The organism is Exilispira thermophila (assembly GCF_055389015.1).
In genome coordinates, this window is record NZ_AP042476.1 from 262,837 (window position 1) to 287,237 (window position 24,401).

The following is a 24,401-nucleotide window of genomic DNA, read 5'->3' on the forward strand; positions in this document are numbered from 1 at the left end:
TTTGGAGGGATCTAATGAACTGGAAACCTTTATTGGGTTTATTGGCCTTAATTTATGGAATTTTTGTGATTTATGTTGCTATTAAAAAACCTGCTAAAATCTGGAGTATGGGTAAAATTCAGGGATTTATCAAAGTATTAGGTGAAAAAGGAACAGTTGTTTTTTTTATAATCTGGGGAATAGCATTTGCAGCTTTAGGGATATGGTTATTTATGTAACATTTATTTTTATATAATTATTTTTTTACCTACTTTGACTAATTTAAAAGTATTTTTAAAATTATTTTTAAATTCTTCTATACTCTTGTCACAGCTATCATGACCAGAAAGTGCAACAAATTTAATATTGTTTTGATTTAAATAATTAATACTTTCTCTTACTTCTTTTAAAGTAATAGATTTCCACGGATATCTACATGTTCCAATAAATTTTTGAGCTGGAATTTTGACAATTTTAATTCTTGAATCTGAAACTGGGTAGTGAAGTCCTCCAATTATACCATATATTGGTACATCAAATAACATTTTAGTTCTTTTGATTATTTTTTGAATTGATTGATGACCACAACCAATGATCAAAATTATACCCTTGTTTTTAACATTAATAGCTAAAGCTTGTTCTTCAATTTTTCCCCCAATAAAATCAAAATTACTAATAACGCCTATTGATATTATTCCTTTAGATATAATAAATGGATATTTATTAGTAGTAATAACAATATCTGGATAGTGCATTTTAACAGGTGTATATACTTTTATATTATTCAGCTTTATCTGCTTTGAGGTTAGAGAAAATGTATTTCTTTTGCTAAATTCAAATCCACCTACATGATCAATATGATTATGAGAGATATAAATAATATCAATATTTTCTATTTGTATATTTAATTTATTCATGTTTTTTAACAATGGTGATGGATCCTCTTTTTTTAAGTTTAACCCCAAATCAAATAATATTGTTAAATCATCAGTTTTTATCAAATAGGAAACTCCAGCTTCTCCAATTAAATCATCATTTGAAGTATACCAGTCAATTAAAGGGATAATTTCTAATTTATTTACTTCTTCAGGATTTCTAAATTTTGTAAAATTAGAATTATCCCATTCTTTTTTTATTTGGTTTTTCCCTTTTATAAATCTAATTGTGAAAAATAAAATTATTATAATTAAAGATACAAAAATTAAAAGAATAGTAAAAAGTAATATTTTTAACAATAATATCATTATATCTCCAAATATAAAATTATTTGTAACTAAACTTAATTAATTTGATATTTTATTATCGATAAGGTTTTGTTGATAAATAATAAATTTTATATAAGAGGTTTTATCATTTATTTAATTGTTATATATTCTTTTTATGAAAATATGATAAATAATAGGGTTGTCTAAAAATTTATAAGGTAGATTTTTTTATTTAAAATACTACTTTAAAAGATTAAAAAAAGAGATTAGCTATTAAGTTTTTAAAATAACCGCATGAATAATTTATACAAAATTTTAATTACAATATAAAAGTTAAGTTGTTTTAATTGTGTTTTTTCAATAATATAGTAGTATTAGAATGAATTATAAAGATATTATAATATAAAAATTATCAATAAAATAAAAATCAATGATTTTTCTTTATTTTTATTCTGCTACTATTGGGAGGTTAAATATGAGCAAAAAATCTTTTATTATTATTTTTACATTGTTTTTTTACTCCTTTTTTTTCTTTAAATGTAATAGCTCAAGATAGTAATTTTAATTTTGGAATTTCTATAAATCCTTTCTTAAGAATAGGAAGAAATGAATCACTTAACTTTCAATTTCTTTTAAATTACAATTCATCTGCAGATATTCAAATAGTCTTAGATTTTACTGATTTTAAAGATTCTCTTATTGTATCTATTATGATGTATGGAGGGTATAGTTATTATTTTTATGATATAAAAGGTTTTTTAATTCAAAGTACAGCAGGGTTTGGTTATATTTTTGCAGGACCTATTAGAGGATTTATGTATTCTGCACTGATTTTTACAGGTTATTTATTTAGATGGGATTGGTTTTGTATTGATCCCAGAATTTATATTGGTGGAGCATATGCTGGTTCCACTTTTTTATTAAAATATGGTTGGAGATTAAATATTGGTGCACTTTTTTAGCAAAATTAATTAATATTTTTCATTCATTATTAAAAAATTCTTAACTTTCATATAAACTGAAATTAATCTGTTTTTTTAAATCTTAAGATACGCTTTAATTGTTCTTTTGTGTTTATTTATAACATTAGGAAGATTATAAAAATCAAGCCATTGCAATTTTAAGGGAAAAGTTATTAAATAGCTTGAACAATAGAGTTAAATATTTAAAGGATAAGATTATCAGTCCAATATAAGTTAAGTTTACTTAAATAATATTTATATTATAAATAAATCAGAAAATAATAATTTTTAATAGGGAGATTATATGGAAAAGTCAAATTATATGGATAAGATGAAAAAAGAAAAAAGATATGAAAGACTTTATAAACAAATTGAATCTCATATGTACAAAACTGAAGATAAAATATCTAAAATGGCAACAATAATTGCAATTTTGCATAATAAAATTAGATATTATTTCTGGACAGGATTTTATTTTGTTAAAGATGTTATTTTATATAGGAAAGATAATAAATTAATAAATAATACATTTGTTGATTTAAATGATAAAAAATTATTAAAAGAAGTAATTAAACAAAATAAAGTTAAAATTTTTAACAAACCAGACCTTGTAGTTGGACCATATCAAGGTTCTTTAGCATGCCTTAATTTAAATTACCCTTCAGGAGTTTGTTGGTATGCAGTTTTAAATAATACCACAATTATAGTAGAAGATGTTCATAAATTTCCAGGTCATATTGCATGTGATTCCAGATCAAAATCTGAAATTGTTATTCCTGTGTATAATAAAAAGGGGGAAATGTATGCTGTTTTTGATATAGATTCAGATAAGTTTTCAAGTTTTGATGATATTGATAAGAAATGGCTTGAAAAGATTGTAAATACTTTTTTAGTTTAAATTAGCGAATTAAATTTAACCACAAATTATTCTGATGAATTAACTGAAACATGATTATAGGTAAAATATTTCCTGGTAGAAATTAACCTAAAGATATTAAAAAAAAAATTAAATAAAAGAATTTGAAAAAAATTATAATTATAATTGTGGTATAAATAGTATGCTATAAATAAAAATGTATAAAAGACAAGAAATGTTTTTTAATCAAACGAATAAAAAATTTAAATTAATAATATCAATACAAAAAATACATAAATATCAAAAATAATAAAAAAATCTAAAATTTATAAAAAATTGTTGACAAAATATAAAAGTATATTAAAAATATTAATGCAACCGTTTGCATTTATTTTTTTAAATTTTAGATTTAAATGATAATCATTGACTTAAATTATGATAGTTGAAAATAAAATTAATTAAAAATAAAAAAAGATAAATTAATGAAAAAAACAAATTTGAAGTTAATATCAAATATTACAGGATATTCTGTTTCAACAGTTTCGAGAGCTTTAAACGATTCAAATTTAATTAGTACTGAAACAAAAGAAAAAATAAAAAAAGTTGCAAAAGAGTTAGATTATTTCCCTAATATCAATGCAAAAGCTTTAAGTTCTAAAAAAACTTATACAATAGGTGTTATTTTATTTAGATCTGCTATGCAATCGTTTGCAAATCCTTTTTTTGTTGATGTCTTTAAAGGGATTAACGAGGTTGCAAGTAAATCAGGTTATTTTACATTAAATGGTTATATTGAATTTGATAAGCAAGATTCACTCCTTTTTAAACATGCAAAAGCTCTTATTATGTCTCATAGAATTGACGGTGCTTTGATTCTTTCATCAACCTATAATAATAGTTTTATTGAGTATTTATTGGATAAAAAATTTCCATTTGTCTTGTTGGGTAAACCATTAATTGATACAAATCACTGGATTGATAATAACAATATTGAAGCATCATTTGAAATTACAAAACATCTTTTTGAAAAAGGGTATAAATCACCAGTATTTGTTTCAGGATCACCAAAATATACAGTTAGTTATGATAGATTTTTAGGATTTATAAAAGCATATAAAATGTATTTTGAAACAAATAAAATTGGGAAGGAAAAGAAATTAAAGAAAGATAAAAAAAATCAAAATGAAAATTTACAAATTAGTTTTAAAGAGTTTGTAAAAAAAGAGATAAAAGAATTTAATGATATTGTATACTTTACAAATTTCGACAGAGTTGAAGTTAATAATATTGCAGAAAAAATAGTTAAAAATAAAAATGTTGATTCAGCAGTTGTTATTGATGATTTTACATCTTTTTTATTAATGGAAAAATTAAAACAGATGAGAATTAAGATTCCTGATAACTTTGGAATTGTAACTTTTAATAATTCCTTTTTATCAAAGATCTCTACTCCAAGATTAACTACAGTTGAGACTTTTCCTGAAATCTTAGGGGAAAAAATTACTAATAATTTATTAAAAATTATTGATAATGGAAGTTACAAAATAATGAACCATCTTGTAAAAACAAAAATAATAGAAGGGAAAAGTACTGAAAAAAAAATTGGATAAGTTGATGGAAATACAAAATATTTTAAAAAAAGATAATGTAATAGATAAATATTTTACTTTTATTGCAAGTTTGTATTCTCTTATTAGTTTTGATAAAAATGGTGATTTTTCATCAATTTTTTTTCCTGATAAAGATTACTATCAAAATTTAAGTTTTTCTAATTCCTGGGTTTTATTTAAAGATAAATTATTTGCTTTAAATAATGATAATTTTTATATAGACATGAAATTTTTAAATAATTTTGAAATTTTAAATATTTACTTTTTTCCTAAATATAAAATAATAAAACAAATTAATATTAATTCAGAAATTTTATTAAAAATTAAAAACAAAATATTTAATGATTCATTAAATAAAAATGAAAATATAGATAAATATCTTATAAAGAATGAAGAGTTGTTTGTACAATACAAAAAATTATTGTTATATAATAATTTGTTTTTATTAAAACAAATTACCTATAGTAAAATCAGAGAAAATCAAAATAATGAAAAAACATTTATTGATAATCTAAAAGTAAAAATTTATAAAAATGATTTAAATTTATCTAACTACATTGAATATTTTAATTGGAAAATAAAAGATTCATATAATTATCATTCTATTTCAATTTTAGAAAAATACTTTGATAAAAATGGTTATTTAAAAGATAATAATGAAAAAAGTAATTTATATTATTTAATTAAAATAATAAAACAGGACATTGAGATTAATTTTCGTTCAAAAGGCTTAAAATATTTTTTCCCTATTCCATTTAAATGTAAAAATAACAATATTAATGATTTGATTTTTAATTTTTTGGATAACTTATTGTCAAATGAATTAAATAAGCATAGAAAAGATATAAAAAATTTTAGTATTATAGGAATGGGAGATGATAAATCTAAATTTAATAAATTTTATATTAAAAACTATGAAATGATTTCAAATAAATATTTCTCATTTTATGATTTTATAAATACAGAAAAGAATTTTATAGAAGTTAATTATAGTTTCATATTTATTAATAAAAACATAAAATTAAAAGAAGAAGGAAAAAATAAAACTACTGATAATAATTTTGAGTATAACAATAAAATAAATAATTTTAGTTTAACTGATGATCATGTATCTAATAAAAATACAAATCCAGAGGATAATTTAAAAACTTATTCAGATCTTGAGAAGAGTTCTATTTATGTATTAACAAAATTACAGACAAGAAGTGGTGCAATTTTAGCATCTTTTGAGCAAGATGAAAACTTTGAAAGTTCTGGGGGATATGGATTTTGTTGGGGTAGAGATGCAGCAATAATTGTTGATATAATGAGTAAAATAGGATTCAAAAACTATGCAAAGAGATTTTTCAAATTTATATTTAATGCACTAGATGGAGATGATCATATTCACCAGAGATACTATGCGGATGGGTTAAAAGCCCCATCCTGGGGAGATCAATATGATGAGACTGGATTAGTTTTATGGAGTTTAAACAATTATTATGAAAAATACAATGATACAGATTTTATTATTAAAAATAAAGGAAATATTTTAAAATTAGTAAATTTTTTAATTACCATTTATGATAAACAGCTTAATTTATTTTTCCCTTCATTTGATCTTTGGGAAGAAAGATATGGGTATCACCTTTTTACACAAATTTCATGTATAGAGGGATTAAAGTCAGGGATCGATTTATTAGAAAGTATTGGAGAAAAAAAAATTATTAAATCAAATTTTCCAGAACCATTTTCAGAATTTTATATTAAGTTTATTGAAAATATTTTACAACTATTTATTTATAATGAAGATAGAATTATTGATATAAAAAGAAGTTATATATATAATTTTTCTAATCACTCTAAACATTCAAATAAAACTTTTAGACAAAAATCAGAATTATCTAAAAACGAAAATAAACCTAAAAAAAATATTATAATTCAAAATGGATTTTATGAAGATAAAACTTTTGATGTTTCAAATCTATGTTTAATATATCCTTTCAATATAGATGTTTTAACTTTTGAAGATAGGATCACTTTAATCTATCTAGCAGATAAAATCCTTAAAAATAAGAAAAATTCATTTCATTTTAGATACAAGGATGATGTTTATAAAGGTGGGAATTCATGGATAATTTCAACTTTGTGGATCATTTTATCAAAAATAGAGATGTATAAACATAAAAAAAATTTTAATGATAAATTTTTAGATAAAAAAGAATTATTAAAAGAAATAAATGATGTAATTAAGAAATTGGAAAATATTGTTAATAGTACAGGATTTCTTCCTGAACAGATAGATGAGAATATGAATCCTTTATGGATTCAACCTTTAGCCTGGACCCATGCTCTAGTTTTAGAGCTTTATAATAAAAAAAATAAATTAGGAGGTAACCTATGAAAAAAAGATTATGGGTTGTTGTTGCTCTTGTTTTAGTACTTTCAATGTTTTTGGTGTTTTTTGCTGGAAAAGGAGGTACTAAAGAGATTACATCTGGTAAATTAGTAATTTGGCACCAGATGGATCCTGCTGAAGAAGCTGTGTTACAGGAATTGATTCAGAAATTTAATGAAAAATATCCTGATATTGAAATTGAAGCTGTTCACTACCAAACTGAAGATTTAAGAACAAATTATCAAACTGCTGCAATAGCAGGTGAAGGTCCAGATATTGTATATGGCCCTGCAGATAATGTTGGTGTATTTGCAACTTTAAAAGGTGGAATTATCAAAACTTTAGATGATTATTTACCAAAAGATTTTGTAAATAGTATTCTTGATGTTGCTTTAAACAATTTTAAATATAAAGGGCATATCTGGGGTTTACCTGATAGAATTGGTAACCACTTAATGTTAATTATGAACAAGGACTTGTTGAATAAAAGAATTAATTCTTTCCAGGAAATTCTTGATAATTATTCAACTTATGCAAAAAATTTAGATGATAATGACCCTCAGAATGATCAATGGCCAATGGTATTTTTTGCAAAAGAACCTTTCTGGTTTGTTGCTTTTTATGGTGCTTTTGGTGGAAATGTATTCAAAAATGGAAATGAACCTGATTTGAACAATGATGCTATGGTAAAAGCATTAACTTTCTATAAATCATTATATGACAAAAAAATCATTCCAGAAGATCTTGATTATAATGCTGCAGATACTCTATTTAAAGAAGGCAAATCTTTAATGATTATCAATGGTGACTGGTCTTTAGCAAATTATCAGCAGTCCATGAATATAATGACAATGCCTATTCCAAAAGTTATTGGTGGTGATTATCCAAGACCATATACTTCTTCAAAAGGTTATTCAATTAATTCAAATATCGATGATGATCAGGTTAGATTAGCATTACAATTCTTACAGTTTGTTTTAAGTTATGATAGTCAGAAACTCTGGGCATCTAAGTTAAATATTTTACCTGCAAATAAAAAATATTTTGAAGAAATGAAAGCAAATGCTGATCCTGTAATTAAAGGCTCTATGGAACAACTTGCATATGGAACACCTATGCCAACTATTCCTGAGATGAGAGCTGTTTGGGATTCAATTAGACCACATTTAGAAGCTGTATTAAATGGTTCAGAAACTCCTCAACAAGCAGCAGCTGGTATGCAAAAAGATGCACAGGAAAAAATTGCTAAAATGCATGGAGAATAATATTCAAATTGATAAAAAAAGCCCCCTCTGTTTATGAGGGGTGCTTCTTTTAAAACATCTAACTGAATTTATATGTAAAAAAATGAGATAGGAACTAAAATTTGATTTAGTTTTAGTTTAATAATAAAATTAATATAACTTTAATATAAAATTATATATAAATTCAATTAGGTGTTTATTAATTTGACAAAGTAGTAAATAAAATTATAAATGGTAATATAGCTAAAATTATAAATATAATATTAGTAATGAAAATAGAAACAATGAATTTGTTAAATTAAAAATTCCATTAAAAACATGGAGTAAATTTAGGAGATGTGATAAAAATCAATAGCAGGGGATAAAGAAACTGCTTTCAGGCAACGAAAATAAACCTGAAAGCAGATAGGCTTAGGTTCGACATTTAATTTGGTCAAAAAGACCGTTTAGGAGAATGAAGAGCCTACAGCCGAATCAACATAATAATCGGATTTTAACAATCCAGATTGAATAGGAGAATGGATTATTCTCTGTAATAAATATCGTAAAGAATCTGCTTTCAATTAAAAAAAATAATTGGAGGAGGCAGATGAAACTATCAGTGGGAGTTGATTTACACAAGCATCAAATGACAGTATGTATAAAAAATTTAGAACAAAGGATTGCAGATATTAATTGGAAATTTTCTACAAAAAAAGAAGGATATATGGAATTTGTAAGATTGTTAAAGAAATTATCCCAACCAGAAGAAATTGAAATAGCAGTAGAATCTACAGGAAATACAAGATATTTTAAAAGAGAAATGGAAAATTATGGATTTAAAGTACATGTAGTAAATACCTTAAAGTTTAAAGTAATAAATGAATCAATAAACAAAACAGATAAACATGATGCAAGGACATTAGCAGAATTTTTATCAAAAGATATGATACCAGAAGTAAATTTATGTAAAGAAGATAGTAAAAATTTAAGAGATTTATTAAAGCATAGGTCAGTATTAAAAAAGACCAATGTAAGTTTAAAGAATCAAATACATGGAATAATGTTAGAAATGGGTATAGAAACAAAGAATGGACAGCTTAACACAAAAACAGGAAGGGTAAAAATTATAGAACAAATATCGGACCCAATAAAAAAAAGTATAGTATCAGGGATAATAAAAACAATAAATAGTATAGAAAGTTTAATATCAGAAATAGAGAAAGAGCTTTCAAAGATGACAGAAAAAGATGAAGCAGTAAGAATACTAAGGACAATACCAGGATGTGGATTGATAACTTCAATTACTTTAAGGGCTTACATAGATGACATAAATAAATTTAGTTCATATAAAAAGCTTTCTTCTTATTGTGGATTGGTACCATGGGTACAAAATTCAGCAGACAAGGAAAGATATGGGAATATAACTAAAAGAGGTTCTAGTGAATTAAGAACAGCATTTGTACAGATGACAATGGGTATGATAAGGGTAAAAAGAGAAAGAGAAAACAGATATATGAAATCTTATAGAAATATGAAAAAGATAAAAGGAAGTGGAAAAGCAATAATAGCGACTTCAAGAAAGTTAAGTAAATTGGTATGGACATTATTAAAAAATGGTTGTGAATATGATCCAGGAAAATCAAATGATATATTGTTAGATAAAGATTATTCTGTTGCCTGAAAGCAATGATTTGAGGTTTTACCTCGTTTAGATAAATTAGCAGATTTTTTGATATTTAATATTGATTTTTATAGGAGATGTAATGAAAGAATCTGCAAATATTGCATATTCTTATGTAAAATCAGTTTGTAATAAATATGGTGGGGATCCTGAGATTTTTAATAAAAATCAAATACATTTGCATGTACCTGAAGGTGCTACTCCAAAAGATGGGCCATCTGCTGGTATCACTATGGCAACCTCATTGTTATCCCTTGTTTTAAATAAAAAAATAAAACCATTTCTTGCAATGACTGGAGAATTAACATTAACAGGCTCTGTTTTACCAATAGGTGGATTAAAAGAAAAAATAGTAGCGGCAAGACGAGCAAATATAAAAGAAATTATTATCCCTTATGAAAATGAAGTTGATCTAGAAGAAATTCCTGATTATTTAAAGAAAGGAATAAAGTTTCATAAAGTTAAATTTGTCGAAGAAGTTTTTGATATAGCATTTAAATGGGATTAGTATAAAAAAATTTGTGGCAGGTGCAGTTAATAATAAAATTTGAAATTATTATTGTTGATTTAATAAATAGAAACAATATATATATCATAATTGAAATTTTTTGACTAGATTGTAGTTATCAAATAAGATAGATGTACAATGATTTCGTGGCAGGAACAGATATTTAAAAAATATGAAATTATAATATTTACTTAAATAATTAAAAGTTAAATGTCTATCATTATTAAAATTTTTCGAGTGTATGTCAGTTGTCAAAGACTTATAGGTTATAAACTTTGTTTTAGTTTTTATGTTAAATAGATTGTAATAATAGATTAGATAACTGAACTAGTGAAAAAAATTTTAATCAGGATAGAATTTATTCTATTTTTTAAATATCTCAATAATTTCAATTTTATTATTAACTAAAATATTTTTTGAGGGTTAATCAAACCAATTCGACTGGCTCCATGATTTATTAATTCAAAAGCATATTCTCTTGTATTGATATTTCCAAATGCTTTTACCTTCCTATTTCCATAAATCATTTTCATTAAAATTATATCTTCCAGTTTAATTCCATGAGGTCCATAATTAGTAGTATTACAAACAAAATCATAATTAGCAATGTAAGAAATTATTGTTGCTTCCATTTTTTGTTCAAAATTTAAAAAACTATTTTCAATAATTACTTTGGTCAATTTATCTTTAAGAATATTATTTATATCATATAATTCATTATAAACATAAAAGTATCTTTTTTCCCTTAATAAAGTAATATTCATTACAATATCAACTTCATCTATATCAGTATAAGATAATATTTTTGCCTGTTCAATTTTTGATTCAAAAAATGAGTGTCCAAATGGGAAATCTATACAGGTTGCTATAGGATGGTTTGATTTTTTTTTATTAAGTAAGGTTTTAGCATATTTTGTAAATGCCTGAGGAACAAGGGTTCCAGCATATCCCTTTTCTAATGATGTTTCTAGCATCTTTTGAACTTTTTCATATGTTATATCTGGAAGAACATATATATTTTCAATGAATTTACATAATGAATCTAATTGTTTAAAAAAATTATCTGGTGAATAATCTTGAATATTATTTTTAATTTTATTTTTTAGTGAAGTATCAAATGAAATTTTATCTTTTTCAAGGTTTAAAAATATTTTATCGAGTAATTTTAAAGCTCTTATTTTTATTGTATTAATCATCTTCTAAAACTCTATTTATTTTATTTATTAATTGAGAAAAATTATTTTCATCTATTTCATTATCACTGTTTTTTAAATTATTTAATATACTTTGTTTTTTTATATTAATATTCTCATCTAATAGGTTTATTGATAGATAAACAAGAATTTTTAAAGGATTATCGATTTTATAATTTTTTTCGATATCTTCCACTTTTTGTTTAAATATTTCTAAAATGTTTTTAAGTTCTATTTCATTTTTATTTTCAGAAATTATTGCAAATTCTTTATTAAAAAGTTCTAATGTAAGTTTAGCCATTTTCACCTCTATTATCGTTTGTTCTAATAATTAAAGGTTCTAATTTAGATAGTTTTTCTAATAAATTTTCAACATTTTCTTTCATTTCGAAATACTGGGATTTATAAAAATCTCTTTCCTTTTTTACTTTTATATATTTATTGATAAGACTATCTATAACTTCTTCAAGTTTATTATTATCCACAGTAAATCCTTTTTATATAGTTTGAATTAAGCTATTTTATATAAATTATAATAATATACATTTATAAAAAAGCAATAAAAAAGCTGTCCATTTTGTGGACAGCAAATTTAAAAAAATTAAGAAATTACTTACTAAATATAAATTATAATATTTTTTAGAAAATTAAAAAAATTAAAAGTATTTATTTAACTTTTTCAACTATTGATGCAAATGCATCTGGATCTTCAATAGCTAAATTAGAAAGAACAAGCCTATTTAATTTAATATTGTTTTTGTTCAATTTGTTAATAAATTTTGAATAGGATAATCCGAATGGTCTTAATGCAGCATTAATTCTTACAATCCAGAGTTTTCTAAAATTTCTCTTTTTTTGTTTTCTATCTCTATATGAATAGTATAAACTTTTAAGAATTTGAGTTTTTGCAACTCTATATAAATTTTTTCGTTTACCCCAGTAACCTTTGGTCATTTTAAGTAATTTTTTTCTAGCTTTTCTTGATGCAACTGAACTTTTAACTCTTGGCATTTACAAATCTCCTTTTAGAATAATAATTTTTATTGGTTTTAGATTTTTTCAAACTTATTTGTTATAAGGTAAAGCTGGTTTAATTATTTTTGCTTCAGAGCTTGTAACAACTTTCATTTTTCTAAGATTTCTTTTTCTTTTTGCTGATTTTTTAGTTAAAATATGACTTTTGTAAGCTTTTTTTCTTTTTAACTTACCATTTGCAGTAATTTTAAATCTTTTTTTTACTGAAGATTTTGTTTTCAATTTTGGCATATATTCCCCTTACATATTATTTGAATTTAACAAATTTTATTCACAATAAAATTAAATATTTCAATTTAAAAATAATATTTATCTAATGTCTTATTTACTAGTTTTATTTAACAATCTTTAGTTAATAGTTTTTATTTAATAATATTTATCTAATAAATCAAATAATCTTTTTCTAATCTAAATATAAAAAATTTATTAGAATAGAAAAATTCAAATCATTGTATTTTTTTTAATAATCTTAAAATATTAAAAATATTTTAAAATAATGATAATAAAAAAAATTATTTTTTCTTTAATGGTGAAAAAGTCATTGTTAAAAATCTACCTTCCATTTTTGGTAGCTTTTCAACATTTCCATATTCCTGTAAATCGTTTTTTAATCTTTCAAATACTTCATATCCTTTATCTCTATGCAGGATCTCCCTACCTCTAAATCTTAATCTGAAAAGAACCTTATCACCATTTTCTAAAAATTCAATAGCTTTTTTTAATTTAAACATATAATCATGTTCCCCAATTACAGGAGAAAATTTAATTTCTTTCAATTTTATCTGTTTTTGTTTCTTCTTAGCTTCTTTTGCTTTTTTTTCTTTTTCAAATTTGTACTTGCCGTAATCCATTATCTTACATACAGGAGGTTTAGCATTTGGAGATATTTCTACTAAATCAAGTCCTACTAAACTTGCTTGATTTAAAGCTTCTTGAATTGGAACAATTCCAACCTGTTCTCCATTAGCTCCAATTAATCTAACTTCTCTAACCCTTATTTCATTATTTTTTCTGGGTTCATCTGAATGTTTCTTATTGTAATAATTGTTCGTTCTACTCATATCCACCTTGTCTATTAATTTTGATATTGATTAACATATTTATATTAAAAGTCAATATAAAGTTAAAAATATTAAAGTTAAAAATCAAAATATTGAATTTTTAAATACTAAATAATAGTTTAATTTAAATTAATCAAAGTCATAATTCATTACAACTTTAATTGCTTCTCCTTTTTTAAGAAGTTCTATCCCTTTTTCAAATTGTGATAAGCCTAATTTATGAGTTATTAATTTATCAACATCAAGTTTATTATTATCAAGAAAAGCTTTGATTTGATACCAGGTTTCAAACATTAATCTTCCAACAATACCTTTAATTTCAAGATTTTTAAATATGACATCATCATTAAGGTTTAATGTTACATCATTATTGTAAAGTCCAAGTAATGAAACTCTACCTGTTTTTTTCATGGCTTTTAAAAGTTGATTAATAGCTACATGATTTCCTGACATTTCAAGTCCAACATCTGCACCTAATCCAGAAGTTGATTCCATTACAATTTCTATTAGATCCTGTTCAAGTGGATTTACAACAATATCAGCCCCCATTTTATAAGCAAAATCAGATCTAAATTTTCCTGGCTCAGAAACAATAACTTTAGCAGCACCTGCTGCTTTGGCAACATTAATAGCCATTAATCCAATAGGACCTGCACCTGTTATTAATACATTTTTACCTACTATATCTCCAGACAAAACAGTATATACAGCATTTCCAAGTGGTTCCTGTATAGCTCCTAACTCAAATGGTAAATCTTTGGAATTTAACCATGCATTTTCTTCAGGTATTTTAATATATTTTGTAAAAGCTCCATCAACATGAACCCCTAATATCTTTAAATTTTGACAGATATGTTTTGCACCAGTTTTACACATATAACAATGTCCACAAGCTATATGTGTTTCAGCAGATACATGGTCTCCAACCTTAATACTTTTAACTTCTTTTCCTGTTTCTACAACAATACCTGAAAATTCATGTCCAATAACTCTTGGAGGAGTTATATTATGCTGAGACCATTCATTCCAATCATAAATATGAATATCTGTACCACAAATTGCAGAAGCTTTAATTTCTACTAAAACTTCTTTAGGTCCAATTTCTTTAATCATTGGTACTTCTTTAATCGTGACACCTGGTTCTAGTTTTTCTTTAACAATTGCTTTCATAGTTTCCATATTTTACTCCTGAATTAATAATAATTTTGCTGATAATTTTTTTAATTTCAGCTTAAACTTTAAAAAAAAGAAAATTGACTTTACTATTGAATCTTTCTAAAAATAAAAATATTTTCTAAAATTGCAATTAGAAAATAAAAAAATAAGAAAATTATGGAAATAAAAGAAAAAGTTGCTTTTTGCAAAAAATATTTTAATTATTTTATTAAAAGATAAAAAAATATCGATACTAATAAATGAATTATTTAATAATATGATATGAAATTAATAATATGAATAATTGTAATAAATATAAGAAGAAATATTTTCCATATCTAAAAATTATTCTTTTGTTTTTTGCTTTTTCAATATTAATAAATTTTTCTATTTTAATTTATGGGCAATCAAATTTACCATCTATAGAAAAGTTTTCAAAACTAAATGAGAAAAAGAAAGAAACTTTAATTTTAGAAATAATAAAAAATTATCCTGATAATTATAGTATTTATAAATATATAATACTTACAGATAAAGCTAAAGATTATTTTATAAACCTAAAAGAAAATTTGTTAAATAAATTAAAAGATAAAGATTTAAATAAAGAACAAATAGTAAAATATTATAAAAATTTAACATTTACATGTTTTTTCCTTAATGAAAGTGAAAATTTTATTATTTATTATAATAAAATAGTGAAGTTTTTATCACCAGAAAATTATAACTTTTTAAATAGTATATATCTTATCTTCTCATCTATTGAAGGTACTGAAGACTATAAAAAGGGGGTAGAGAATTTTATACCTTATCTTGAAAAAATTAATGGTCTTTCACAATATATTCTTAAATTTTCTAATAATAATGAACTTATAAATATAATAGTAGATTACTATAAAAAATATATTTCCAGTATTTATAACAATAATAAACTATTTAAAAAAGAAAAAGAAAAAAATTTAAAATTTGTTGAAAATCTATTGCCTGTTGTAAAAAGACCTGATACTTTAGCAAATTTAATCTCTATTTTATCAATTTTTGATTCTCAATTATTAAAACAAACTTTAAATAATTATTTATCATCTCAATTTAATGATGTTAAACTTGAAAGTATTAAAGCATTGTTTAGATATTATAAAATTTCTGAAATTGATTTTAATATTTTTTATGGGTATTTAGAAAATGGAGACCTGCAATTTAGAAATGACTTATACAATATTTTAAAGAAAATAAAAAATGTTAATGTTATAAAAATTTTTTCAACCTTTTATTTTAAAGAACCTGATTTTATTAAAAAAAAGATATTGGCCTATTTGATGGATCAAGATGGAATAGAAGTAATTGATACTTATATTAATTTTTTATTAAACGAAAAAAATGATATATTTAAAAATGATATAAAAAATTATATAGTGCTTTATCTAAGTAATAAAGATAATTTGACTTACAATTTGCATTTTATTGAGCAAATTGTTGATAAGAAAATATATGAGACTCTTTTTCTTAAAAAAGCTATTAAATTTTTAAATTCTGATTCAGAAACATTAAAAAGCCATGTTTTAGATTATTTTTCATTATACTATATCCCTTCTTATTTAAATGATGTTATATTTAAATATATATTTTTTGAAGTTAATTATGATTTAACTTATAAAGCTTATTCATTGTTAGTAAAATGGAAACAGAATGATTATATAACTTTGATTTTTAAAAATATTTCTAAAAATATTATTAAAAGTAAAAATGAAATAGAAAAATTAAAAAAATTAAGAGGTAAGAAAAAAGAAATAGAAAAAATTACTAATAACTTAAATCATAATTTTGAAATTTTAAATATCTGTTTATATATTAAAAACATCTCTCCTAATATTGAAATAATTAATTCAATTTATAGTATTCGAAATGCTATTTTAGAAAATAAAGATTTTGACTTGAATCTTCTTTCAAATTTTTTATCATACATTTCTAATAGTAATGATTTATCGTATATTAAAAAAATTATTGAAATTTCAGATTTTTTTAAATTCAAAAAGATTTTAGATTATTATCTTACTTTTAATGATGAAGTTGTTGAATTTGATTTAAAAATAATTGATAAAGATCCTGATCAATTATATATATATAATTTAATAAAACTTTTATCCAGAGATAAAAAAATCTCTTTAAATGTTGCTAACACCCTTTTAAAATATGAAGTTGATGAATATATTAATAAACTTTTTATTTTAGCAGATTTTGAATCTTTAAACTATCTTAATTCTCTTTACTATATTTCTACTCATATTGATATTTCAAACTATTTTAGTGAATTTAAAATTGTTTTAGACAGACACTTTAATGATGATTACTATAATGTTATCAACAATATCTTTACCTATTATATTATTAAAGAAGATTATGATAAAAAACAATGGTTAATTGATTTTTTATATTCGTATAAAACAAAAGCTTTACCAATATATTTTAGTTTCATACATGCTTTAGTTAATAAAAATGATATAAAAACTCTGGTATTGGTTATTAATAAATTGGGAGATTTAAAAAGTGCTCAATCCATTCCTATTTTAAGTGAATTATTAAATAACAAAAGTATTAGTGTCCAGATAAAATCAATTGAAGCGTTATCTAAAATAGCAGCTTTAGATGTTTTAAATGATTTAATGAATTGGGGTGAAAAGAATACAAATAATGTTTCTGCACAAATTTATATATTTAAAACATTTGAAAAGGTATGGATAAATAGATGTTATGATTATTTAAAGATATTTGTTAATGGACCTAATGAAACATTAAAAGAAAAAGCTCTGTTTTTATTAAGTTTACATCCTTTAAAAAATAATATTGAATTTTATTTAAAAAATTTAGATAAAGAAAATATTTTAGATTATTTTTATCAATTTTATAACAAATCTAATAATGAGTTAAAAAATTATGTATTAAACAGATTAAAAACAGAAGTTAAGGATTTTTTTGAAATTTTAGTTAATGGTATTGTCCAGAAAAAAATTAGTTTTAAAGATAAGAATTTAATATTATTTCTTAATCCTTATATTGATAAAAACAAAGATTTTTTATCTAACTTATATTTTAATGTTTCTGACAAAAAATTATTGATACCTATATTATCTTTAGCAAAAGATGATGAATTATTTAATTATGTTTATGAAAGTGTAAAGCTTGATTATACTTTATCTAAATATATAATATGGGGTTTCTTAAATACTGATTATAAAAAAGTTAAATTAAGCTCTAAAATTGTATTAAAAAATTTAGATTTAATAAATTATTCAGAAATAAATTGGTTTTTAGATTATTTATATAAAAATAAAAAGTATGAAAATATTAATAGCATAGTTATATCAGATCCTTTGATATATAAGATTTTTAATAAGAAATATATTTTTAAATTATTAAATGTAAATAACTATAAACTGGTTTTAAATTTATTAATTTTATTAAGAAATTATGATTTAAATGAAGAAGATTTTAAAATACTAATCTCACTTAATCCAAATTATATTTTTCTATTTAAGAAAAATGTTAAATTATCAAAATATGATAAGTTTATTTTGTTTAAAGATTTAATAAAACATTATAATAAACTTAGTTCTGCAAAGAAAATATATATATTTGATAATTATTTAACATATATTGATAAACAATCTTTTGAAAATATTATACTTTTATATGTATCTGAAAAAGATAAAAATGTTTATAAATATATTGAAGATATCATTTTAAATGTTTTAAATTCATATCCTGATGAAATTAATAGATTTTTTAATATTTATTTAATAAAAAATGATGTTAGTAAAAATAATATTAATTCTCTTTCGTTAAATTTTTTATTGAAGATAAACAATATAAATGCTGCAAAATTATTACTTGAAAAAGATATTAAAAATATTTCTTCATATAGAATTATAAGTCTTATAAACAATAATCAAATTTCAAATAGTTTACTTTATTATTTATATAAAGTATATCCTGATGCATTTATGTGGATTTTAAAGGCTGGTAATTTAACAAATTATAAAATTCAAGATGAGTTTTTAATAGAATTACTAAAAGATTTTATAAATGTATCCTCTCAATCAATAGTAAAAAATGTTAAAAATTTTGATTCAAATTTCAATAATAATAACAACAATAACAGTGAAAATAATGATAATAACAATAATAATAATTCATCTAAATCAATTTCAAAAAATAGTTTTAATAGCAATTCTAAAGAGGATAATAAATTATTTGAAGATAAAATCACATCAATCAAGCTATTGATAAATTCTTTTAATTTTAATGGTAATGAATTTACCATAGCAAAAGAAATAATAAAACTTAAAAATGATATAATATCAAAAATTTTTATTGATTATATTATAAGCTTAATTGAAAAAAAATCTTTTATTAAAAATTTAGATTCTTCTTTAGATAATAATAAGTTACTATTATCTTTAAGTGAATTATATCTTAATATAGATGATCCTGTAATTCAAATGGAAGTAATTAATAAAATAAATAATAATAATTTATTATCAAAATATTTTGTAGAGTATATTTTCTATTTAGTAAAAACTTATTTAAATAATTCAAATAATGATAAGTTTAAAGATAAACTAAATTCAATTTATATTTTATTTAATTTAAAAAATATAAAATTTGATGACCTTAATATAGATAAGAAATTATTATATAAATTTTTAAATATTTATTTTATTAATCTATTTGAAGAGCAAGATATATGGATAAATAACAATATTAAAAATATTGAAATTATTAAAAACAACTTAGAATTATTGAATAATATTATCAATCCGATTTTTGATAATATTGATCCTTATAAATATTTTACTTATTTAAAAACATTTAAAGATAATTATTATTATTCTAGTTTGGGTAAGTCTAAAAGTTATATTTCTAATAAATTGATTTTTAAAACTCTTTATCTAATAGAACCTGATTTATTAAAATATAATGAAATAATAGGTTTAAATAAATCTACTTTTTTAGATTATTCTGAGTTTAATAAAAACCAATTAGCTTATTTAATTAAAAGAAAAAATCTCTATGTTTTAAGATACCTTGTAGTTTCTAAAAAAAATACTTTAGATAAAACATTATTAATTTTAAACAAAATAGAAGAGAAAATAGCATTTTTGAATCTATTGGGAAAAGATATAATTTATGCAAAAAGCAGTTTTAAATTATTAAAAATTTATTCAAATATTATATATAAATATAAATCTTATTTTTATAATTCAATAATAATGAATTTCAATGATTTTGACAATAGTGAAAAAATTGAATCAACCTATTTTGTTTTAAAAAATTATAAAAAATTAAATTACCATTTTCTTAAAACTAAAATAGAGTTTAATAATTTTGTTTTATTTTTATTACAAAATTCAGTATTTTATAACCCAGAACTTGTAATAAAAATAATGGAAAAAGGAGATTTTGAGTTTTATAAGTTTATTAAAGTTATATTTGATGATAAACTACAATCCAGGTTTAAAATTTATTATAGAAGCGATTGGGAAAATTTAAAATTAAACTATAACATTGAAGAATTACCTATAAATTTTATAAGGTTGAAATATCTAAGCTATTTCCTTAAAAAATACAAAGCTCCTGAATTAATTGGTAAATATTTATTACCTTATATAAAAGATAATGATTGGTTATCTCAAAAAATGTTCGATAAAATAATAAATGAAAAAATTAAGGGATTGGAAAAATATCTTTATAGATATTATTCTGGTAAAAAATGGAAAAAGTATATAGAAAAATATAAAAATTTAAAAAATTGAAAAAAATGGGTTCTAAATACAAATATAAAATTTTATTTTTAACTGGTTTTCTATTTTTTTTATATATATGGTTTTCATTAGATCTTTTTGCATCTAATAATGTTTTTTTATCAACTTTTCCATATAAAGCAGATGTTTATATCAACAATGTTTATATTGGTAAGTCACCTGTAGTTATGGTAAATTTAAATAATGGCTCTTATTTAATAAGAATTGAAAAAGAAGGGTATCAAACATATAAGGGAAAATTTACTTTAAGCAATGATAAAACTTATAATTTTACATTTGCACTAATTCCCGCTACATTTTCGTTCCTTGTAAATAACAATTTCTCCATAGAATGGAAAGGGGAAAATATAAAATCACCTTTTATTGTTGAAGATATGAGTCCAGGAGTGTATAAAATATCAATAAAAAAAGAAAGTATTAAAATAGAACCAGATAATATTTTTTCAAGTTTAAAATGGATAACTCTAGCATCATCAATTATTAGTGGTGGTTTATATACCTATTTTGAAATATTTGGTGGAGGAGATCTTTATACACAGGGTTTTTATGATGGATTAAAATATACTTTTTTAACTACTGGAATAATTAGTGCAGGGGTTTCTATCTATAGTTTTTTTATGGATAGCAAAATAGCAAAATATTCATATAGCATTGATAAAGATCCAGTTCTAAATGAGGATCAGGTATTGTTTTATAATGGATTAAACCTTTTAAACAAAGGAGATTTTGATAATTCATTAAAAATATTTAAAAGCATTATGGAAAAATTTAAAAATTCTAAATTTTATCCGTCTGTTCTTTATTATATAGGTTATATTTACGAGAAAAAAAATAATTTTAAATTAGCATTGCAATATTATGAAAAGTTGATTTATGAATATCCAGTATATGAATGGTATGATATAACATTACTTACTGCTGCTAGAATATATTACGAAAATGGTATTTATCAAAAGAGTTTGTATTTTTTAAATAATATTCTTTTTGTAGATAAATTGATTGTATCAGAGGATATTGTAGCCAGATACAAGTTTTTAAATTATTATTTTTTAATAAAAAATGGAAAAAATACAAAAGAAAATATAGACAATTTGAACTATTATTATAACAGTTTTCAAATAAAGTATTCTAATTCATCATATAAATACGAAATATTTTTTTATTATTCAAATTATTTATTGGATAATAACAGGAAGGAAAAAGCTTTAACTATATTAAAGATATTAATTTCAACAGAAAACCCATATAAGAAAAAAGCTTTAGAACTTTATAATAAAAATAACAATTAATACTTGACAAATTTAGAGATAAAATTAATCTATTTAGGTAGTAGTTGCAAACATGGAAAGTTTCTTTTTTTAATCAAAAATTTAATTAATATTATTTGTCATAAAAGGGAGCTCTTATAAACTTTAATTTCTAAAGAAATTATATTCAATTAAATATAAATCAAATTCATTTATTTTTATATAAATTTATTTAATTGAATTTTCGTTTTATATCGTAATAAAAATCTTATTATAAATTGTAAAAATAATAAAACAATAAGACAATAAAACAATAAATTAACAAAAACAATAAAATAACAAAATAACCAATAAAAATATTCAGGAGAACTTATGGCTGATACTTTAAATGAAGAAAAAAATAGTGAAGGTACCTCTGAAATTTCTGAGGTAAAAGAAAAAAAAGTAAAAAAAGGTAGAAAAATATTAATGAGGAAAAAAAACTCAGGTAATGATGATACAGATTCATCCAATTCTAAAAAAAATGATGAAAAATCTAACGCTCAAACAAATATAGAGGATTTAAAAGAGGAAATTTTAAAAAATTCAGAAAATGACCAGAATGAGAATTCTAAAAAAAAGAAAGTTAAAAAAACTAAAGTTGAAAAAAATATAAAAGAATCAAAAGAGAATGAAAAACCTGGTGAAGCATTAAGTAATAAAAATAAAATAAAAAATGATGAAACTGATAAAGTAAATAACGAAGTTAAGATAAATAATAAAGAAAGCAAGGGTAAAAATTCTGAAAATGGTAATTCTGAAGAAAATAATAAAAATGAAACTAATACTAATATATATAATTTTGAAAGTGCTAATGAAATTGGTTCATTTGAGGATTCAGAAAAACATGTTCCTAAATATAAACTTTTGAAAGATAGATTTGAACTGGAAGAGATTTTAAAACTTAGCTATCCCCAATTAGTTGATATGGCAAATGAAATGGGGCTTGAAGCTGATTTTAAAATGAACAAACAGGATTTAATTTTTAAAATTTTAAAACTCCACACCGATCTTGGTGGTACTATTTATGCTGATGGTGTTCTGGATACTATTAGTGATAAAGAAAAGAATAAATCATTTGGTTTTTTACGATATCCTTCTTATAATTATTTTGCATCTTCTGAAGATATTTATGTTTCAGGTTCACAAATTTCTCTTTTTGGAATGAAAAAGGGTGATACTGTATCTGGTTTTATTAGATCACCAATAGGTAAAGAAAATTATTTTGCTCTTATTAAGGTTGACAAAGTTAATGGAAGAAGACCAGAGGAATGTAAAAGAAGAGTTTCTTTTGAGAATTTGATTCCAATTTATCCAAATGAAAAATTAAAACTGGAATATAGACCTGATAAATATGCAACCCGTATTTTAGATCTTTTTGCTCCAATTGGTAAAGGACAAAGAGCTTTAATAGTTGCACCACCAAAAGCTGGTAAAACTATGATTCTTCAAGAAATCGCTAATGCTATTAATAAAAATCATCCAGAAGCTCATGTAATTATTCTTTTAATTGATGAACGTCCTGAAGAAGTTACTGATATGAAAGAAAATGTACCAAATGCAGAAGTAATTGCTTCAACATTTGATGAACAACCTACAAGACATGTAAAAATTGCAGAATTAGTTATTGAAAAAGCAAAAAGGTTGGTGGAGCATAGGGAAAATGTTATTATTTTGCTTGATTCAATTACAAGGCTTGCAAGAGCATACAATTTAACTGTTCAAACTTCTGGTAAAGTACTATCAGGTGGGGTTGATGCTAATGCTTTATATGGACCAAAAAAGTTTTTTGGAGCTGCAAGAAATATCAGAGATGGTGGTTCTTTAACTATTATTGCAACAGCTTTAGTTGAAACCGGATCAAAAATGGATGAAGTTATTTTTGAAGAATTCAAAGGTACTGGTAATATGGAAGTTAATTTATCAAGAGAACTTGCTGAAAGAAGAATCTTTCCTGCAATTGATCTTGTTAAATCTTCAACAAGAAAAGAAGAGTTATTATTAAAACCTGAAGTGAAAGATAAAATCTGGGCCATAAGAAGTGTTTTATCTGATATGGGTGAAATAGATGCCATTACAAAAGTTCTTGAAAGGATGAAAAAAACTAAAAACAATGATGAATTTTTAAATGCTCAACATTTACAGGATAAATAAATAATAAAATTCTTGAAAATAAATAAAATTATGTTTTTATTTCTTGAAATTAAGAATTATTTGATAATAGGAGAATAATATATGAAAAAAGGGATTCATCCAAAATTAGTTAAATCTAAAATTATTTGTGCATGTGGTAATGTAATTGAAACTTATTCAACAAAACCTGAAATCCATGTAGAAATTTGTTCAGCTTGCCATCCTTTTTATACTGGTAAAAATGAAAGGGTTTTAGATACTTCAGGTAGAATTGAAAAATTTAAAAAGAAATATGAAAAATTTAATTCATCAAAATAG

The 24,401-nt window shown here is 22.3% G+C and carries 19 protein-coding genes and 1 pseudogene; 12 read left to right on the forward strand and 8 right to left on the reverse strand.

Features of this window, described 5'->3' with window-relative positions:
* The first annotated feature begins 14 nt into the window (after positions 1 to 14).
* Positions 15 to 218, forward strand: coding sequence for a hypothetical protein (locus tag ACZ5EC_RS01080; protein ID WP_464303122.1), 204 nt, complete (start codon positions 15 to 17; stop codon positions 216 to 218).
* Between the two features lie 9 nt (positions 219 to 227).
* Here the strand turns inward: ACZ5EC_RS01080 and ACZ5EC_RS01085 are convergent, their stop codons facing one another.
* Positions 228 to 1,223: an MBL fold metallo-hydrolase gene (locus ACZ5EC_RS01085; protein ID WP_464303123.1), complete on the reverse strand. Its 996-nt coding sequence runs from the start codon at positions 1,221 to 1,223 to the stop codon at positions 228 to 230.
* A gap of 674 nt (positions 1,224 to 1,897) precedes the next feature.
* Between ACZ5EC_RS01085 and ACZ5EC_RS01090 the strand changes: the two genes are divergently transcribed.
* The 7 genes and pseudogenes from ACZ5EC_RS01090 to ACZ5EC_RS01120 all read left to right on the forward strand — a co-directional run.
* Complete coding sequence (locus tag ACZ5EC_RS01090; protein WP_464303124.1) at positions 1,898 to 2,146, forward strand: hypothetical protein; 249 nt, start codon at positions 1,898 to 1,900, stop codon at positions 2,144 to 2,146.
* A gap of 304 nt (positions 2,147 to 2,450) precedes the next feature.
* The gene (locus ACZ5EC_RS01095; RefSeq protein WP_464303125.1) at positions 2,451 to 3,044 is read left to right on the forward strand and encodes a GAF domain-containing protein; all 594 of its coding nucleotides are present in this window, start codon (positions 2,451 to 2,453) and stop codon (positions 3,042 to 3,044) included.
* A 440-nt stretch (positions 3,045 to 3,484) separates the two neighbouring features.
* Positions 3,485 to 4,612 carry a LacI family DNA-binding transcriptional regulator gene (locus tag ACZ5EC_RS01100; protein WP_464303126.1) on the forward strand — a complete coding sequence of 376 codons (1,128 nt, stop codon included), beginning with the start codon at positions 3,485 to 3,487 and terminating at the stop codon, positions 4,610 to 4,612.
* A gap of 4 nt (positions 4,613 to 4,616) precedes the next feature.
* A complete protein-coding gene (locus ACZ5EC_RS01105) occupies positions 4,617 to 6,995 on the forward strand; it encodes a glycoside hydrolase family 15 protein (RefSeq protein WP_464303127.1) in 2,379 nt (792 codons plus the stop codon).
* Complete coding sequence (locus ACZ5EC_RS01110) at positions 6,992 to 8,254, forward strand: sugar ABC transporter substrate-binding protein (protein ID WP_464303128.1); 1,263 nt, start codon at positions 6,992 to 6,994, stop codon at positions 8,252 to 8,254. The genes ACZ5EC_RS01105 and ACZ5EC_RS01110 overlap by 4 nt, the downstream gene beginning before the upstream one ends.
* Before the next feature lie 568 nt (positions 8,255 to 8,822).
* The gene (locus tag ACZ5EC_RS01115; RefSeq protein WP_464301763.1) at positions 8,823 to 9,896 is read left to right on the forward strand and encodes an IS110 family RNA-guided transposase; all 1,074 of its coding nucleotides are present in this window, start codon (positions 8,823 to 8,825) and stop codon (positions 9,894 to 9,896) included.
* Positions 9,897 to 9,969: 73 nt separating this feature from the next.
* Positions 9,970 to 10,404: pseudogene (locus ACZ5EC_RS01120) on the forward strand (S16 family serine protease); the annotation flags it as partial.
* A 404-nt stretch (positions 10,405 to 10,808) separates the two neighbouring features.
* On the opposite strand, the gene ACZ5EC_RS01125 reads toward ACZ5EC_RS01120, so the two are convergent.
* From ACZ5EC_RS01125 to tdh, 7 genes are all read right to left on the reverse strand, one after another.
* Positions 10,809 to 11,600, reverse strand: a complete 792-nt coding sequence (locus ACZ5EC_RS01125) for a hypothetical protein (protein WP_464303129.1) — start codon at positions 11,598 to 11,600, stop codon at positions 10,809 to 10,811.
* Positions 11,593 to 11,898: a cell division protein ZapA gene (zapA, locus tag ACZ5EC_RS01130; RefSeq protein ID WP_464303130.1), complete on the reverse strand. Its 306-nt coding sequence runs from the start codon at positions 11,896 to 11,898 to the stop codon at positions 11,593 to 11,595. The genes ACZ5EC_RS01125 and zapA overlap by 8 nt, the downstream gene beginning before the upstream one ends.
* The gene (locus tag ACZ5EC_RS01135) at positions 11,891 to 12,082 is read right to left on the reverse strand and encodes a hypothetical protein (RefSeq protein WP_464303131.1); all 192 of its coding nucleotides are present in this window, start codon (positions 12,080 to 12,082) and stop codon (positions 11,891 to 11,893) included. Before ACZ5EC_RS01135 ends, zapA begins: the two co-directional genes overlap by 8 nt.
* Positions 12,083 to 12,263: 181 nt before the next feature.
* Positions 12,264 to 12,608 carry a 50S ribosomal protein L20 gene (gene rplT / locus ACZ5EC_RS01140; RefSeq protein ID WP_464303132.1) on the reverse strand — a complete coding sequence of 115 codons (345 nt, stop codon included), beginning with the start codon at positions 12,606 to 12,608 and terminating at the stop codon, positions 12,264 to 12,266.
* Positions 12,609 to 12,662: 54 nt separating this feature from the next.
* A complete protein-coding gene (rpmI, locus tag ACZ5EC_RS01145; RefSeq protein ID WP_464303133.1) occupies positions 12,663 to 12,863 on the reverse strand; it encodes a 50S ribosomal protein L35 in 201 nt (66 codons plus the stop codon).
* A gap of 281 nt (positions 12,864 to 13,144) precedes the next feature.
* Complete coding sequence (infC, locus tag ACZ5EC_RS01150) at positions 13,145 to 13,693, reverse strand: translation initiation factor IF-3 (protein ID WP_464303134.1); 549 nt, start codon at positions 13,691 to 13,693, stop codon at positions 13,145 to 13,147.
* 129 nt (positions 13,694 to 13,822) lie between these two features.
* Complete coding sequence (gene tdh / locus ACZ5EC_RS01155; RefSeq protein WP_464303135.1) at positions 13,823 to 14,872, reverse strand: L-threonine 3-dehydrogenase; 1,050 nt, start codon at positions 14,870 to 14,872, stop codon at positions 13,823 to 13,825.
* Between the two features lie 272 nt (positions 14,873 to 15,144).
* Here tdh and ACZ5EC_RS01160 point away from each other — a divergent pair, with 272 nt between their 5' ends.
* From ACZ5EC_RS01160 to rpmE, 4 genes are all read left to right on the forward strand, one after another.
* Entirely contained in the window at positions 15,145 to 20,655 is a 5,511-nt protein-coding gene (locus ACZ5EC_RS01160) for a HEAT repeat domain-containing protein (RefSeq protein WP_464303136.1), read from the forward strand.
* 5 nt (positions 20,656 to 20,660) lie between these two features.
* The gene (locus ACZ5EC_RS01165) at positions 20,661 to 21,953 is read left to right on the forward strand and encodes a PEGA domain-containing protein (RefSeq protein ID WP_464304145.1); all 1,293 of its coding nucleotides are present in this window, start codon (positions 20,661 to 20,663) and stop codon (positions 21,951 to 21,953) included.
* Positions 21,954 to 22,283: 330 nt separating this feature from the next.
* Complete coding sequence (gene rho, locus ACZ5EC_RS01170) at positions 22,284 to 24,104, forward strand: transcription termination factor Rho (RefSeq protein ID WP_464303137.1); 1,821 nt, start codon at positions 22,284 to 22,286, stop codon at positions 24,102 to 24,104.
* Between the two features lie 81 nt (positions 24,105 to 24,185).
* Positions 24,186 to 24,401, forward strand: coding sequence for a 50S ribosomal protein L31 (gene rpmE / locus ACZ5EC_RS01175; RefSeq protein WP_464303138.1), 216 nt, complete (start codon positions 24,186 to 24,188; stop codon positions 24,399 to 24,401).